This window comes from Pseudomonas sp. ANT_J12 (assembly GCF_008370045.1).
GTDB lineage: Bacteria > Pseudomonadota > Gammaproteobacteria > Pseudomonadales > Pseudomonadaceae > Aquipseudomonas.
Genome location: NZ_VOBN01000001.1, coordinates 961,188 through 976,951, shown reverse-complemented (window position 1 = coordinate 976,951; position 15,764 = coordinate 961,188). Strand labels below are relative to the sequence as shown.

The 15,764-nt window shown below is 60.6% G+C and carries 15 protein-coding genes and 1 pseudogene; 12 read left to right on the top strand and 4 right to left on the bottom strand.

Going from position 1 to position 15,764, the window contains the following annotated elements; translation table 11 throughout:
• Positions 1-6 precede the first annotated feature (6 nt).
• The 7 genes from FQ192_RS04775 to hisC all read left to right on the top strand — a co-directional run bounded on the left by FQ192_RS04775 (position 7) and on the right by hisC (position 5,946).
• Positions 7-648 carry a phospholipid-binding protein MlaC gene (locus FQ192_RS04775; protein ID WP_149657576.1) on the top strand — a complete coding sequence of 214 codons (642 nt, stop codon included), beginning with the start codon at positions 7-9 and terminating at the stop codon, positions 646-648.
• A complete protein-coding gene (locus FQ192_RS04770) occupies positions 645-950 on the top strand; it encodes a lipid asymmetry maintenance protein MlaB (RefSeq protein WP_149657575.1) in 306 nt (101 codons plus the stop codon). Before FQ192_RS04775 ends, FQ192_RS04770 begins: the two co-directional genes overlap by 4 nt.
• A 115-nt stretch (positions 951-1,065) precedes the next feature.
• Complete coding sequence (locus FQ192_RS04765; RefSeq protein WP_007912386.1) at positions 1,066-1,305, top strand: BolA family protein; 240 nt, start codon at positions 1,066-1,068, stop codon at positions 1,303-1,305.
• Positions 1,306-1,327: 22 nt separating this feature from the next.
• Positions 1,328-2,593: a UDP-N-acetylglucosamine 1-carboxyvinyltransferase gene (gene murA, locus FQ192_RS04760; RefSeq protein WP_133838552.1), complete on the top strand. Its 1,266-nt coding sequence runs from the start codon at positions 1,328-1,330 to the stop codon at positions 2,591-2,593.
• Between the two features lie 211 nt (positions 2,594-2,804).
• Complete coding sequence (hisG, locus tag FQ192_RS04755) at positions 2,805-3,440, top strand: ATP phosphoribosyltransferase (protein ID WP_092273233.1); 636 nt, start codon at positions 2,805-2,807, stop codon at positions 3,438-3,440.
• Between the two features lie 125 nt (positions 3,441-3,565).
• Positions 3,566-4,891 (top strand): histidinol dehydrogenase, encoded by a 1,326-nt coding sequence (hisD, locus tag FQ192_RS04750; RefSeq protein ID WP_149657574.1) that lies wholly within the window; start codon positions 3,566-3,568, stop codon positions 4,889-4,891.
• A 2-nt stretch (positions 4,892-4,893) separates the two neighbouring features.
• Positions 4,894-5,946, top strand: a complete 1,053-nt coding sequence (hisC, locus tag FQ192_RS04745) for a histidinol-phosphate transaminase (protein ID WP_149657573.1) — start codon at positions 4,894-4,896, stop codon at positions 5,944-5,946.
• Positions 5,947-6,103: 157 nt separating this feature from the next.
• Here the strand turns inward: hisC and algW are convergent, their stop codons facing one another.
• Entirely contained in the window at positions 6,104-7,258 is a 1,155-nt protein-coding gene (gene algW, locus FQ192_RS04740; RefSeq protein WP_149657572.1) for a Do family serine endopeptidase AlgW, read from the bottom strand.
• 102 nt (positions 7,259-7,360) lie between these two features.
• Here algW and FQ192_RS04735 point away from each other — a divergent pair, with 102 nt between their 5' ends.
• The 4 genes and pseudogenes from FQ192_RS04735 to cysN all read left to right on the top strand — a co-directional run bounded on the left by FQ192_RS04735 (position 7,361) and on the right by cysN (position 11,681).
• Positions 7,361-8,119 (top strand): Nif3-like dinuclear metal center hexameric protein, encoded by a 759-nt coding sequence (locus tag FQ192_RS04735; RefSeq protein ID WP_149657571.1) that lies wholly within the window; start codon positions 7,361-7,363, stop codon positions 8,117-8,119.
• Between the two features lie 246 nt (positions 8,120-8,365).
• On the top strand, positions 8,366-9,283 hold the full coding sequence (cysD, locus tag FQ192_RS04725; RefSeq protein ID WP_149657569.1) for a sulfate adenylyltransferase subunit CysD: 918 nt from the start codon (positions 8,366-8,368) through the stop codon (positions 9,281-9,283).
• Between the two features lie 104 nt (positions 9,284-9,387).
• Positions 9,388-9,729, top strand: a pseudogene (locus tag FQ192_RS04720) (four helix bundle protein).
• Between the two features lie 53 nt (positions 9,730-9,782).
• Entirely contained in the window at positions 9,783-11,681 is a 1,899-nt protein-coding gene (gene cysN / locus FQ192_RS04715) for a sulfate adenylyltransferase subunit CysN (protein ID WP_149657568.1), read from the top strand.
• 205 nt (positions 11,682-11,886) lie between these two features.
• On the opposite strand, the gene FQ192_RS04710 is transcribed toward cysN, so the two are convergent.
• The 3 genes from FQ192_RS04710 to FQ192_RS04700 are packed head-to-tail and all read right to left on the bottom strand — an operon-like array spanning position 11,887 to position 15,291.
• Entirely contained in the window at positions 11,887-12,792 is a 906-nt protein-coding gene (locus FQ192_RS04710; RefSeq protein WP_149657567.1) for an acyltransferase, read from the bottom strand.
• On the bottom strand, positions 12,793-14,892 hold the full coding sequence (pta, locus tag FQ192_RS04705; RefSeq protein WP_149657566.1) for a phosphate acetyltransferase: 2,100 nt from the start codon (positions 14,890-14,892) through the stop codon (positions 12,793-12,795).
• Positions 14,893-14,952: 60 nt separating this feature from the next.
• A complete protein-coding gene (locus FQ192_RS04700; protein WP_123406318.1) occupies positions 14,953-15,291 on the bottom strand; it encodes a DUF3565 domain-containing protein in 339 nt (112 codons plus the stop codon).
• Here FQ192_RS04700 and FQ192_RS04695 point away from each other — a divergent pair.
• Entirely contained in the window at positions 15,260-15,745 is a 486-nt protein-coding gene (locus FQ192_RS04695) for a peptidylprolyl isomerase (protein WP_008150718.1), read from the top strand. The two genes, FQ192_RS04700 and FQ192_RS04695, sit on opposite strands and share 32 nt — an antisense overlap.
• The last annotated feature ends 19 nt before the right edge of the window (positions 15,746-15,764 follow it).

Sequence of the window (15,764 nt, the reverse complement as noted above, 5' to 3'; positions counted from 1 at the left end):
TTTTGAATGATCTCTACCTTGCGACGTGGCCTGTTGGTATTACTCGCGGCCCTGCCGTTGATGGCTAACGCCGTGGCGGCACAGTCGGCGCACGATCTGGTTCAGGACACCACGACCCGGATGCTCGCAGACCTGTCGGCCAATAAAGAGAAGTACAAGACGGATCCACAGGACTTCTACACGGCGCTGAACACCATTGTCGGCCCTGTGGTGGATGCCGAAGGCATTTCCAAAAGCATCATGACGGTCAAGTATTCGCGCAAAGCCACGCCCGCGCAGATGCAGACCTTCCAGGAAAACTTCAAGAAAGGCCTGTTCCAGTTCTATGGCAACGCTTTGCTCGAATACAACAACCAGGGCATCACCGTTGACCCTGCCAAGGATGAGTCGGGCGACCGCACCAGCGTTGGCATGACGGTCAAGGGCACCAACGGCGCGGTTTATCCCGTGCAGTACACCCTGGAGAAGATCAACGGCGAGTGGAAGCTGCGCAACGTGATCATCAACGGCATCAATATCGGCAAGCTGTTCCGCGATCAGTTCGCTGACGCGATGCAGCGCAATGGCAACGACCTGGACAAGACCATCAACAATTGGGCCGGGGAAGTCGCTAAAGCCAAGGAAGCCACAGAGAAGAAGACTCAATGAGTGAGTCAGCCGTTCGCATGAGCGAAACCGGCGAGTTGCTGCTCAGTGGCGTGCTGGATTACCGCACCGGCCCTGACTTGCGCAAGCAAGGTCAGGCGCTGATCAAGGCCAGTAAGGCCGCCGCCGTGGTGGTTGATTGTTCGGCGGTAACGAAGTCCAGCAGTGTCGGCTTGTCGCTGCTGCTGTGCTTCATGCGTGATGCAGAGGCGGGCGGCAAGGCCGTCAGCATCCGCGCCATGCCCGAAGACATGCGCGAAATCGCTCAGGTCAGCGAATTGACCGAGCTGTTGGCGCACCCCTAACCGGCATCTATAAAGAAGCCCCCCGTCAGAGTCCTGTGAATGCGGGGTTCGCAGGCGCGGGGCTTTTTTGTATGATGTCCGACCCGCGCGCACAGGGCGCCGATTGAGGTTGAGCATGCAGGCCGTAGAAGTGAAGAGCTTCCTTGAAGGAAAGCTGCCCGGAACGCTGGTAGAAGTTGAGGGCGAAGGCTGCAACTTTCAGCTGAACGTGATTAGCGATGAACTGGCGGCGTTGAGCCCGGTGAAGCGTCAGCAGCAGATCTATGCCCATTTGAACCCATGGATCACCGATGGCAGCATCCATGCGGTCACTATGAAATTTTTCAGCAGCGCGGCCTGGGCCGAGCGCACCTGAGCCCAAGGGCGTCGAGATTCTTATGGATAAATTGATAATTACTGGTGGCGTTCGTCTTGATGGCGAAATCCGCATTTCCGGGGCAAAGAACTCTGCCCTGCCGATCCTGGCCGCCACCTTGCTGTGCGATGGCCCGGTCACCGTGGCCAACCTGCCGCACCTGCACGACATCACCACCATGATCGAGCTGTTCGGTCGCATGGGCATCGAGCCGGTGATCGACGAGAAACTCAGCGTCGAAATCGACCCACGCACCATCAAGACCCTGATCGCGCCGTACGAACTGGTGAAAACCATGCGCGCCTCGATCCTGGTATTGGGCCCGATGGTTGCGCGTTTCGGTGAAGCCGAAGTTGCACTGCCTGGCGGTTGCGCCATCGGTTCGCGTCCGGTCGACCTGCACATCCGTGGTCTCGAAGCCATGGGCGCAGTCATTGATGTCGAAGGCGGCTACATCAAGGCCAAGGCGCCAGAAGGCGGCTTGCGCGGTGCGCACTTCTTCTTCGATACCGTCAGTGTGACCGGTACCGAAAACATCATGATGGCCGCTGCCCTGGCCAAGGGCCGTAGCGTCCTGGCTAACGCCGCACGCGAGCCTGAAGTCATCGACCTGGCGAACTTCCTGATCGCCATGGGCGCCAAGATCACTGGCGCCGGCACCGACACCATCACCATCGATGGCGTTGAGCGTCTGCACCCGGCCACTTACAAGGTGATGCCGGACCGGATCGAGACCGGCACCTATCTGGTCGCCGCTGCCGTGACTGGCGGTCGCGTGAAGGTCAAGGACACCGATCCGACCATCCTCGAAGCCGTTCTGGAAAAACTCCGTGAGTCGGGTGCCGAAATCACCTGCGGCGAAGACTGGATCGAGCTGAACATGCACGGCAAGCGGCCAAAAGCCGTCAACGTGCGGACCGCTCCGTACCCGGCGTTCCCGACCGACATGCAGGCGCAGTTCATCTCCCTCAACGCCATTGCCGAAGGCACCGGTGCCGTGATCGAGACGATCTTCGAAAACCGCTTCATGCACGTGTACGAGTTGCACCGCATGGGCGCCAAGATCCAGGTCGAAGGCAACACTGCCATCGTCACCGGCACCGAGAAGCTCAAGGGCGCGCCTGTCATGGCCACCGACCTGCGTGCGTCGGCCAGCCTGGTGATCTCGGCACTGATCGCCGAAGGCGACACCCTGATCGATCGCATCTACCACATCGACCGTGGTTACGAGTGCATCGAAGAGAAACTGCAGATGCTCGGCGCCAAGATCCGCCGCGTACCGGGCTAGTTCCGGCTGCAATTGTGGCGAGGGAGCTTGCTCCCGTTGGACTGCGCAGCAGTCCCGCTGTTGGGGCCGCTTCGCGACACAGCGGTAGCAGGCTCCCTCGCCACAGTTTGCTGTTAACTGATTTGCTTCATCGAGGCTGTAATGGCCTCGATGTATGTCCGGCGCCGATTGCGACCGGGCATGAGTACCTTGATAAGGACTGACGTTTCCCATGTTGACCATCGCACTGTCCAAGGGCCGTATCCTTGACGACACCCTGCCGCTTCTGGCTGAAGCGGGCATCGTGCCGACCGAGAATCCGGACAAGAGCCGCAAGCTGATCATCCCCACGACCCAGCCTGACGTACGTCTGCTGATCGTGCGCGCCACCGACGTGCCGACTTATGTCGAGCACGGTGCCGCGGACCTGGGCGTCGCCGGTAAAGATGTGCTGATGGAATACGGCGGCCAGGGCCTCTACGAGCCCTTGGACCTGCGGATTGCCCTGTGCAAGCTGATGACGGCCGGCAAGGTCGGCGCCATCGAACCCAAGGGTCGTCTGCGCGTCGCCACCAAGTTCGTCAACGTTGCCAAGCGTTACTACGCCGAGCAGGGGCGTCAGGTCGACATCATCAAGCTCTATGGCTCGATGGAACTGGCGCCACTGATCGGCCTGGCCGACAAGATCATCGACGTGGTCGACACTGGCAACACGCTGCGGGCCAATGGCCTGGAGCCACAGGATTTCATCGCTGATATCAGCTCCCGGCTGATCGTCAACAAGGCTTCGATGAAAATGCAGCACGCCCGTATCCAGGCGTTGATCGACACCCTGCGCAAGGCAGTGGAGTCTCGACACCGCGGCTGATTCACCTGCGCGACCTTGAGTCGCGCCCGTCTATCCGCCTCATAGCCAGAATCTCAGGTGCCCAAGCGGAAACGACTGCTAAGTTAGGGCGCCTGAGTTTTTGCCATTCCTATGAGGCTCTCGCTATGACCGCACCGACTGCAATTCGCCGACTCAACGCTGCTGACCCGGATTTCGCGCATCATCTGGATCATCTGCTGAGCTGGGAAAGTGTGTCTGACGACTCGGTCAATCAGCGGGTGCTGGACATCATCAAGGCTGTGCGTGAGCGTGGCGATGCGGCGCTGGTGGAATTCACCCAGAAGTTCGACGGCTTGCAAGTCGCCTCCATGGCCGACCTGATCCTGCCGCGCGAACGCCTGGAACTGGCCCTGACCCGGATCACCGTACCCCAGCGCGAAGCGTTGGAAAAAGCCGCGGCCCGGGTGCGCAGCTACCACGAAAAACAGAAGCAGGATTCCTGGAGCTACACCGAAGCCGACGGCACGGTGCTGGGCCAGAAGGTCACGCCGCTGGATCGCGCCGGCCTGTACGTGCCGGGTGGCAAGGCGTCGTACCCGTCCTCCGTGCTGATGAACGCGATTCCAGCCAAGGTGGCCGGCGTGACCGAAGTGGTCATGGTCGTGCCAACCCCGCGCGGTGAACTCAATGAACTGGTACTGGCCGCGGCCTGCATCGCCGGCGTCGACCGCGTGTTCACTATCGGCGGCGCCCAAGCGGTTGCCGCGCTGGCTTACGGCACCGAAAGCGTGCCGAAGGTCGACAAAGTGGTTGGCCCGGGCAACATCTATGTCGCCACTGCCAAGCGCCACGTGTTTGGTCAGGTCGGTATCGACATGATCGCCGGCCCGTCCGAGATTCTCGTGGTGTGCGACGGCCAGACCGATCCGGACTGGATCGCCATGGACCTGTTCTCCCAGGCCGAGCACGACGAAGACGCCCAGGCGATTCTGGTCAGCCCGGACGCCGAGTTCCTCGACAAGGTTGCCGCGAGCATCGCCAAGTTGCTGCCAACCATGGAGCGCGCCGAGATCATCGAAACCTCGATCAACGGCCGTGGCGCGCTGATCCTGGTCCGTGACATGGAACAAGCCATCGAAGTGGCCAACCGCATCGCGCCGGAGCACCTGGAGTTGTCGGTCGCCGATCCGCAAGCCTGGCTGCCGCTGATCCGCCACGCTGGGGCGATCTTCATGGGGCGCCACACCTCTGAAGCCCTGGGCGATTACTGCGCCGGCCCCAACCACGTGTTGCCGACCTCAGGCACCGCGCGGTTCTCCTCGCCGCTGGGTGTGTACGACTTCCAGAAACGCTCGTCGATCATTTTCTGCTCCGAGCAGGGGGCGTCCGAACTGGGCAAGACCGCGTCCGTGCTGGCCCGTGGCGAGTCGCTGACCGCCCACGCCCGCAGCGCCGAATACCGCATCGTTGATGACAAGAAGGGGAACTGAAGATGAGTAAATTCTGGAGCCCGTTCGTCAAGGATCTGGTGCCTTACGTGCCGGGCGAGCAGCCGAAACTGGCGAAACTGGTGAAGCTCAACACCAACGAAAACCCCTACGGTCCGTCGCCAAAAGCCCTGGCGGCGATGCAGACCGAACTGAACGACAACCTGCGCCTGTACCCGGACCCGAACAGCGATTTGCTGAAGAATGCGGTGGCCAAGTACTACGGCGTTCAGAGCAACCAGGTGTTCCTCGGCAACGGTTCCGACGAAGTCCTGGCGCACATCTTTCACGGCTTGCTGCAACACGACAATCCGGTGCTGTTCCCGGACATCAGCTACAGCTTCTACCCGGTGTACTGCGGGTTGTACGGCATTGCCTTTGACGCAGTGCCGCTGGACGCCCAGTTCCAGATCAACCCGGCCGACTACGCCAAGCCCAACGGCGGGATCATTTTCCCCAACCCGAACGCGCCGACCGGGTGCCTGCTGGCGCTGGACGCCGTGGAGCAGATCCTCAAGGCCAGCCCGGATTCGGTGGTGGTGGTCGATGAAGCCTATATCGACTTCGGCGGCGAAACCGCGATCAGCCTGGTGGACCGCTACCCGAACCTGCTGGTGACCCAGACCTTGTCCAAGTCCCGCTCGTTGGCGGGGCTGCGGGTTGGTCTGGCGGTAGGGCACCCGGACCTGATCGAGGCCCTGGAGCGGATCAAGAACAGCTTCAACTCGTATCCGCTGGATCGCCTGGCGAATGTCGGGGCAGCGGCGGCGTTCGAGGATCGTGAGTACTTCGACAAGACGTGCCGATTGGTCATCGAGAACCGCGAGAAGGTTGTCGCTCAGCTGGAAGCGAAGGGTTTTGAAGTGCTGCCATCGGCCGCCAACTTCATCTTCGCCCGGCACCCGCAACACGATGCGGCCGGTCTGGCGGCGAAGTTGCGTGAGCAAGGGGTGATCGTTCGACACTTCAAGCAGGAGCGGATTGCCCAGTTCCTGCGGATCTCCATCGGCACGCCAGAGCAGAACCAGGCGCTGATCGACGGCCTCGGCGATCTCTAACCAGTACCACCCCCTGTAGGAGCGAGGCTTGCCCGCGAAGGCGTCATATCAGTCGACATCATCGCTGACTGACCTGACGCCTTCGCGGGCAAGCCTCGCTCCTACATGATCGTTCCCACGCTCCGCGTGGGAACGATCAGGTCAGGCGGCGGGGGGCTTACTCTTCTTCTTTGACCGGCGCCGGCGGCGGACGCAAACCAATCTCTGCGCTCAGCTTCAGTTCCTTGCCGTTACGCATCACCTGAATCGTTACCTTGTCGGTCGGTTTGATCCGCGCCACCTGGTTCATCGAGCGGCGGCCATCGCCGGCCGGTTCGCCGTCGATGCTGAGGATCACGTCACCGAGTTGCAGGCCGGCCTTCTGCGCCGGACCGTCACGGAAAATCCCCGCGACCACGATGCCCGGGCGCCCGGACAGGCCGAACGATTCCGCCAGTTCCTGGGTCAGCGGCTGCACTTCAATCCCGAGCCAGCCGCGAATCACCTGGCCGTGTTCGATGATCGACTTCATCACTTCCATCGCCAGTTTGACCGGGATCGCGAAGCCGATGCCTTGGGACCCGCCGGACTTGGAGAAGATCGCGGTGTTGATGCCGGTCAGGTTGCCGTTGGCGTCCACCAGCGCACCGCCGGAGTTGCCGGGGTTGATCGCGGCGTCGGTCTGGATGAAGTCTTCGTAGTTGTTCAGGCCCAACTGGTTACGCCCGGTGGCGCTGATGATGCCCATGGTCACCGTCTGGCCGACGCCGAACGGGTTGCCGATGGCCAGCGCGACGTCGCCGATGCGGATATTGTCGGAACGGCCGATGGTGATCGCCGGCAAGTTTTTCAGATCGATCTTCAATACCGCCAGGTCGGTTTCCGGGTCGCTGCCGATCACTCGGGCCAGGGTTTCGCGGCCATCCTTGAGCGCCACGACAATCTGGTCGGCACCGGTGGTCACGTGATTGTTGGTCAAAATGTAGCCTTCCGGGCTCATGATCACGCCGGAGCCCAGGCTCGACTCCATGCGCTTCTGCTTCGGCGAGTTGTCGCCGAAGAAGCGGCGGAACTGCGGATCTTCGAACAGCGGGTGATTCGGCTTATTGATGACTTTGGTCGTGTAGAGGTTGACCACCGCTGGTGCGGCAATCACCACGGCATCGGCGTAGGACACTGGCCCTTGTTGCACGCTGGTGGTTTGCGGGGCTTGCTGCAGGTTGACGTCCAGGCTCGGAAGCCCGACCCACTGTGGGTAACGCTGGATTATCAACAGAGCAATAAGCACGCCGGCCAACAGCGGCCAGCCGGAAAAACGCAGCGCCTTAAGCATTAAGCAAGTCCTGGAAAGGTTGCAGGTGGTATGAGACCGCCCATAATGTCGCGCATTATACGAGGCGAGCGCGCCTCTGAACGGGATATTTAGGAGTCTTTTATGGCCGTCGCCCTGAGCACCCTGGTCGAAGAAGCCGACCGTTACCTTAACAGTTCAAAGATCGCCGACTACTGCCCGAATGGCTTGCAGGTCGAAGGTCGTCCGCAAGTGATGCGCATCGTCAGCGGCGTCACCGCCAGCCAGGCGCTGCTGGACGCGGCGGTCGAGGCCAAGGCCGATCTGGTGCTGGTGCATCACGGCTACTTCTGGAAAGGCGAGAACCCGTGCATCACCGGCATGAAGCAGCGCCGCTTGAAGACCTTGCTCAAGCACGACATCAGTTTGCTGTCTTATCACTTGCCGCTGGATTTGCATCCGGACGTCGGTAACAACGTGCAGCTGGCCCGTCAGTTGGACATCACCGTCGAAGGGCCGCTGGATCCGGATAACCTGAAAGTCGTCGGCCTGGTCGGCTCGCTGAGTGAACCGCTGAGCCCTCGCGACTTTGCGCGCCGGGTGCAGGAAGTGATGGGCCGCGAGCCGTTGCTGATTGAAGGCAGCCAGATGATTCGTCGGGTCGGCTGGTGCACCGGGGGTGGCCAGGGCTACATTGATCAGGCGGTGCTGGCGGGTGTCGATCTGTACCTGAGCGGCGAAGCCTCCGAGCAAACTTTCCACAGCGCACGGGAAAACGACATCAGCTTCATCGCCGCCGGTCATCACGCCACCGAGCGTTATGGCGTTCAAGCGCTGGGGGATTACCTGGCGCGTCGGTTTGCCCTGGAACACATCTTCATTGATTGCCCCAACCCCATCTGACACCGCCATACCCTGCGGGAGCGAGGCTTGCCCGCGAAGAACGATTACGCGGTGCGTCAGGTAGACCGCGTTATCGTTCTTCGCGGGCAAGCCTTGCTCCTACAAGGGCTGTAGCCCAAACGAGCAGGTATATTCATATACCCTTTCGATCTAGCCCACGTCCTGATTAGAAGAGGTCGCTGTGCTAGGATTCCCCGCTCGAACACGGCCCGCTGGCCGTCCATAAGATCGTTTTCGTGAGTAGCCATGGTCGACAAACTGACGCATCTGAAACAGCTGGAGGCCGAAAGCATCCACATCATCCGCGAGGTCGCCGCCGAGTTCGATAACCCGGTGATGCTGTACTCCGTCGGTAAAGACTCCGCCGTGATGCTGCACCTTGCGCGCAAGGCATTCTTCCCGGGCAAGCTGCCGTTCCCGGTGATGCACGTCGACACCCGGTGGAAGTTCAAGGAAATGTACGCGTTCCGCGACCGCATGGTCGAAGAACTGGGCCTGGACCTGATCGTCCACGTCAACCCCGATGGCGTCGCGCAGGGCATCAATCCGCTGACCCACGGCAGCGCCAAGCACACCGACATCATGAAAACCGAAGGCCTGAAACAAGCCCTCGACAAGTATGGTTTCGACGCCGCTTTCGGCGGTGCCCGTCGTGATGAAGAGAAGTCCCGCGCCAAAGAGCGCGTGTATTCCTTCCGCGACACCAAGCACCGCTGGGACCCGAAAAACCAGCGCCCCGAGCTGTGGAACGTCTACAACGGCAACGTCAACAAGGGCGAATCCATTCGTGTGTTCCCGTTGTCGAACTGGACCGAGCTGGATATCTGGCAGTACATCTACCTTGAAGGCATCCCGATCGTGCCGCTGTATTTCGCCGCCGAGCGCGACGTCATCGAGATGAATGGCACCTGGATCATGATCGACGACGAACGCCTGCACAATCACCTGAGCGACGAAGACAAGGCGCGCATCGTCAAGAAAAAGGTGCGCTTCCGCACACTCGGCGACTACCCGTTGACCGGTGCGGTCGAATCCGAGGCCACCAGCCTGACCGACATCATTCAGGAAATGCTCCTGACGCGAACTTCCGAACGCCAGGGCCGGGTCATCGACCACGATGGCGCAGGCTCGATGGAAGAAAAGAAACGGCAGGGTTACTTTTAAGCTTCGAGTTACAAGCGGCAAGCTGCAAGTTAAAGGCGGTATGCGTAACGTTGTGGTTTGGTGCTTGTGGCCGGTTGCTGCGAGCCGTGATTGAGTTACTCGTTATGGATTTCGAGAGACTGGTTGTTTGGCAGCGTAGCAAGTGTTTGGCGGTGGGCATTTACAGAGAGTTCGCGCGTTGAAGGGATTTTGGTTTCAAGGACCAAATCACCCGCTCCGCGCTTTCGATGCCTTCCAATATTGCTGAAGGCATGGAACGGCGCAGTGCCAAGGAAAAAGTGCGTTTTCTTTGGATCGCCAAGGCTTCCTGTGGGGAGTTACGCACCCAACTCCTCATTGCCCGTGAAATTGCTTATATCGCCGATCCACTGGCTGAAAATTGGATTACAGAAACCCGCGAGCTTTCAAGAATGCTATGCGGCTTGATTAACAAAATTTCTGACTAGCTGTACGCCGACAAGCTTGCCGCTTGAAGCTTACAGCTCGGAGCTTAACCCCAATGAGCCATCAATCCGATTTGATCAGCGAGGACATCCTCGCCTACCTGGGCCAGCACGAACGCAAGGAAATGCTGCGCTTCCTGACCTGTGGCAACGTCGACGACGGCAAGAGCACCCTGATCGGGCGCCTGCTGCACGACTCCAAAATGATCTACGAAGATCATCTGGAAGCCATCACCCGTGACTCGAAGAAAGTCGGCACCACGGGCGAAGACATCGACCTGGCGTTGCTGGTCGACGGCTTGCAAGCCGAGCGTGAGCAGGGCATCACCATTGATGTTGCCTACCGCTATTTCTCCACCGCCAAGCGCAAATTCATCATCGCCGATACCCCGGGCCATGAGCAGTACACTCGCAACATGGCCACCGGTGCGTCCACCTGTGACCTGGCGATCATCCTGGTCGATGCCCGTTACGGCGTGCAGACCCAGACCCGTCGCCACAGCTTCATCGCCTCGTTGCTCGGCATCAAGCACATCGTGGTCGCTATCAACAAGATGGACCTCAACGGCTTCGACGAAAGCGTGTTCGAGTCGATCAAGGCCGATTACCTGAAGTTTGCCGAAGGCATCGCGTTCAAGCCGACCACCATGGCCTTCGTGCCGATGTCTGCCCTGAAGGGCGACAACGTGGTGAACAAGTCCGAGCGTTCGCCGTGGTACACCGGCCAGTCGCTGATGGAAATTCTCGAGACCGTCGAGATCGCCAACGACCGCAACTACACCGACCTGCGTTTCCCGGTGCAGTACGTCAACCGTCCGAACCTGAACTTCCGTGGTTTCGCCGGTACCCTGGCCAGCGGCATCGTGCACAAGGGCGACGAAGTCGTGGTGCTGCCGTCGGGCAAGAGCAGCCGTGTGAAATCCATCGTCACCTTTGAAGGTGAGCTGGAACACGCCGGTCCTGGCCAAGCGGTCACGCTGACCATGGAAGACGAGATCGACATCTCTCGCGGCGACCTGCTGGTACACGCCGACAACCTGCCGCAAGTGACCGACGCCTTCGACGCCATGCTGGTGTGGATGGCCGAAGAACCGATGCTGCCGGGCAAGAAATACGACATCAAACGCGCTACCAGTTACGTGCCGGGTTCGATCACCAGCATCGTCAACCGCGTTGACGTGAACACCCTGGAAGAAGGGCCGGCCAGTTCGCTGAACCTGAACGAGATCGGCCGGGTCAAGGTCAGCCTCGACGCCGCCATCGCCCTGGACGGTTACGCGAGCAACCGCACCACCGGTTCGTTCATCGTTATCGATCGTTTAACCAACGGCACCGTTGCCGCCGGGATGATCATCGCCCAGCCGTTGACCCATGGTGGCAGCACGCACCACGGCAAACTGGCGCACGTGGCGACTGAAGAACGCGCCCAGCGCTTCGGCCAGCAACCGGCCACCGTGTTGTTCAGCGGCTTGTCCGGCGCGGGTAAAAGCACCCTGGCTTATGCGGTTGAACGCAAGCTGTTCGACATGGGCCGCGCGGTGTTCGTTCTGGATGGCCAGAACCTGCGTCATGACCTGAACAAAGGTCTGCCGCAGGATCGTGCCGGGCGTACCGAGAACTGGCGTCGTGCCGCGCATGTGGCGCGTCAGTTCAACGAGGCGGGCCTGCTGACCCTGGCGGCCTTCGTGGCGCCGAGTGCTGAAGGTCGCGAGCAAGCCAAGGACCTGATCGGCAAGGAGCGTCTGTTGACGGTTTACGTCCAGGCCTCGCCGACGGTGTGTGCCGAGCGTGATCCGCAAGGGCTGTACGCCGCCGCTGGCGACAACATTCCGGGCGACTCCTTCCCGTACGACGTGCCGCTGGACGCCGACCTCGTGGTCGACACCCAGTCGCTGTCGCTGGAAGAAAGCGTCAAGCAAGTGCTGGATCTGCTGCGTAGCCGCGGCGCGATCTAAGATGGGAGCAGTGACAAGCTTTTAGCTTCAAGCTGCAAGAAAAAACCCGCCGATGAGTGATCATCCGGCGGGTTTTTTTTTGTGGCTGTGGGGACGCCTTCGCGGGCAAGCCTCGCTCCTACGGATTGCGGGTGGCCGCACGTTTAACACACGACGCTAACCTGTAGGAGCGAGGCTTGCCCGCGAAGAGGCCAGTACAGCCGCCTCAAGACCTGGCGGGATACTCACGATGCATCTGCGCCAGCAACGCATCCTTGTCTTCCCAAAGCTGATTGATCCAGCCCTGAAACTGCAAGCGGTACTCGCCGTCCTGGTCGTAATTCTTGCCAATGAACTGCGGCGGAATCTTCAACTCCTGAAAATGCACCACCACGTCTTTCACGTTCCCACACAGCAGATCCCAGTAGCCGGGCCGGCCAGCGGGGTAGTGAATGGTCACGTTGACGATGGACTCAAGCTGCTCGCCCATCGCGTCCAGCACAAACGCAATGCCGCCCGCCTTGGGCTTGAGCAGGTACTTGAACGGCGATTTTTGCTGCGCATGCTTACCCTCGGTAAACCGCGTGCCTTCGACGAAGTTGAAAATCCCCACCGGGTTATTGCGGAACTTGTCACAGGTCTTGCGCGTGGTTTCCAGGTCTTTGCCTTTCTTCTCCGGGTGCTTTTCCAGATAGGCCTTGGAGTAACGCTTCATGAACGGAAAACCGAGCGCCCACCAGGCCAGGCCAATCACCGGGACCCAGATCAGCTCTTGCTTGAGAAAGAACTTCAGCGGCTGGATGCGCCGGTTGAGCACGTATTGCAGGACCATGATGTCGACCCAGCTCTGGTGGTTGCTGGTGATCAGGTACGAGTGCTGATAGTCCAGCCCTTCAAGGCCGCTGAGGTGCCAGCGAGTGCGGCAAACCAGGTTCATCCAGGCCTTGTTGTTGCTGATCCAGGCTTCATGGGTGTGGCTCATCAGCCAGCGGGTGAAGCGCTGGGTCAGGGCGAAGGGCAGCACTTTGAACAGCGCCACGATGAACAGAAACGAGCACAGCAAAATGGTGTTCAGTGCCAACAGCAACGAGGCGATGACGCCGCGTACGGGGGCAGGAAGGAAAGCCAGCATTTAAAGATCCATAGGTCGGTTGGCAGCTTGAATCGCGGTCAGCGCGATGGTGTAGACGATGTCATCGACTTGCGCACCGCGCGGCAGGTCGTTCACCGGTTTGCGCAGGCCTTGCAGCATCGGGCCGAGGCTGACGCAATCGGCGCTGCGCTGCACGGCTTTGTGGGTGGTATTGCCGGTGTTCAGGTCGGGGAACACAAACACCGTGGCGCGACCCGCCACCTGGCTGTTCGGCGCCAGTTGCCGAGCCACGGTTTCGTTGGCGGCGGCGTCGTATTGCAACGGGCCGTCGATCAGCAGCGAGTTCTGTTGTTCATGGGCGAGCAACGTGGCTTCGCGGACCTTCTCGACTTCTTCGCCGCTGGCGGATTCACCGCTGGAGTAGCTGATCATCGCCACTCGCGGCGTGATGCCGAACGCGGCGGCCGAATCGGCGCTTTGCAGGGCGATCTCGGCCAGTTCGCTGGCGCTCGGGTGCGGGTTCATCACGCAGTCGCCGTAGACCAGCACTTCCTCGGGGAAGAGCATGAAGAACACCGAGGACACCAGGGTGCAACCCGGTGCGGTTTTAATCAGCTGCAGGGCCGGGCGGATGGTGTTGGCGGTGGAGTGAATGACCCCGGACACCAGTCCATCGACTTCATCCAGCGCCAGCATCATGGTGCCGATCACCACGGTGTCTTCCAGTTGCTGCTCGGCCATCGGCGCGTTGAGGCTTTTGCTTTTGCGCAGGGCGACCATCGGTTCGATGTAATTACCGCGAATCAAATCCGGATCAAGAATCTCCAAACCAGGAGGCAACTCGATACCTTGGGCGCGAGCCACGGCTTCGACGTCCGCCGGTTTGGCCAGCAACACGCAACGGGCGATGCCCCGGGCCTGGCAAATCGCGGCGGCTTGCACGGTCAGTGGCTCGCTGCCTTCGGGCAGGACGATGCGCTTGTTGGCGGCCTGGGCGCGCTGGATCAGTTGATAGCGGAACACCGCCGGCGACAGGCGCATTTCCCGTGGCGTACCGCAACGCTGGTGCAGCCATTTGGCGTCGAGGTGGCTGGCGACGAAGTCCGTGATGATCTCCGCACGCTCGCGGTCGTCGATCGGGATTTCCTTGTTCAGGCCGTTCAACTGGTTGGCGGTTTCGTAGGAACCGGTGCTCACCGACAACACCGGCAGGCCGGCCTGCAAGGCGCCACGGCACAGGTCCATGATCCGTGGGTCGGGCAGGGTGTCGCTGGTCAGCAACAGGCCGGCCAGGGGCACGCCGTTCATGGCGGCGAGGCTGACGGCGAGGATGATGTCGTCGCGATCGCCTGGCGTTACGACCAGCACGCCGGGCTTGAGCAGCTCCACGGTGTTGCGCATGGTGCGGGCGCAGATGATGATTTTGGTCATGCGCCGGGTTTCGTAATCACCGGCGTTGAGAATCTGCGCGCCCATCAGGTCCGCCACGTCGCGGGTGCGCGGGGCGTTGAGTTCCGGTTGGAACGGAATGCAGCCGAGCAGGCGGAAATCGCCCGTACGCAGCAGCGGCGAATGTTCCTTCAGGCGCGAGGCGAAGGCCTCCATGCTTTCGTCAGTCTTGACCTTGTTGAGGATCACGCCGAGCACTTTCGGGTCTTTCGGCCCGCCGAACAATTGCGCCTGCAATTCCACCCGGCCGGACAGTTCGGTCAGGGCTTCGCTCTCCGGCGCCGACACTAGGATCACGTCGGCATCCAGGCTTTTGGCCAAGTGCAAATTGACCCGCGCGGCATAACTGGCGCTGCGGGTCGGGACCATGCCTTCGACGACCAGCACGTCTTTGCCGATAGCCGCTTGCTGATACAGGGTGATGATTTCTTCGAGCAATTCATCCAGCTGACCGTCGCCGAGCATGCGCTCCACGTGGGCCAGGCCCAGGGGTTGCGGCGGCTTGAGGCCGTGGGTGCGCGCCACCAGTTCGGTGGAACGCTCTGGGCCGGTGTCGCCCGGATGCGGCTGGGCAATCGGTTTGAAAAAGCCGACTTTGAGGCCGGCTCGCTCAAGGGTGCGCACCAGCCCGAGGCTGATGGAGGTCAGACCCACACCAAAATCGGTGGGTGCGATAAAAAAAGTTTGCATGCGGATTCTCTGGAGGTGCATGGCAGTGGTGATCATCTATAACTGACGATCTACCGAAATTCAGTCGCCAAGGTTATCGCTAACCGAGCCTTGTGCGCACCAACCGCAATCAAAGGGCTGGCCTATTTTTTCAATACGTTGCGCAGGGTCCACGACCCAGGCCCGGGATTGCCATGGCGGCTGATGGCGCAGGTGTTGGGTGTGGCCACAGGAAAGCTCGGCGACCCAATGGCCGTCCTCGTCCTGATGGAAGCCTGTGACCGTTGAGGGTTTCATGGCAATCCGTCCGTCCGGGTTGTGTTCGCTTTCGGGCGATTGCTTCGCTAAACTCGCTCTTTCTATATTCTTCTGCAAAAGGTCTCGCCCCATGCTGATCGCCGCCAATAAGGCTGTCTCCATCGACTATACCCTGACCAACGACGCTGGTGAGGTCATCGACAGCTCCGCCGGCGGCGCGCCGCTGGTTTACCTGCAAGGCGCAGGTAACATTATCCCGGGCCTGGAAAAAGCCCTGGAAGGCAAAACCGTCGGTGATGAACTGACCGTTGCCGTTGAACCTGAAGACGCCTACGGCGAATACGCTGCCGAACTGGTCAGCACCCTGAGCCGCAGCATGTTCGAAGGCGTCGATGAACTGGAAGTGGGCATGCAGTTCCACGCTTCCGCGCCGGACGGCCAGATGCAAATTGTCACCATCCGTGACCTGGACGGCGACGATGTCACCGTCGACGGCAACCACCCGTTGGCTGGTCAGCGCCTGAATTTCCAGGTCAAGATCATCGACATCCGTGATGCCAGCCAGGAAGAAATCGCTCATGGTCACGTCCATGGCGAAGGTGGCCATCACCACTGATTTTCTGCGCTAAGCTTTC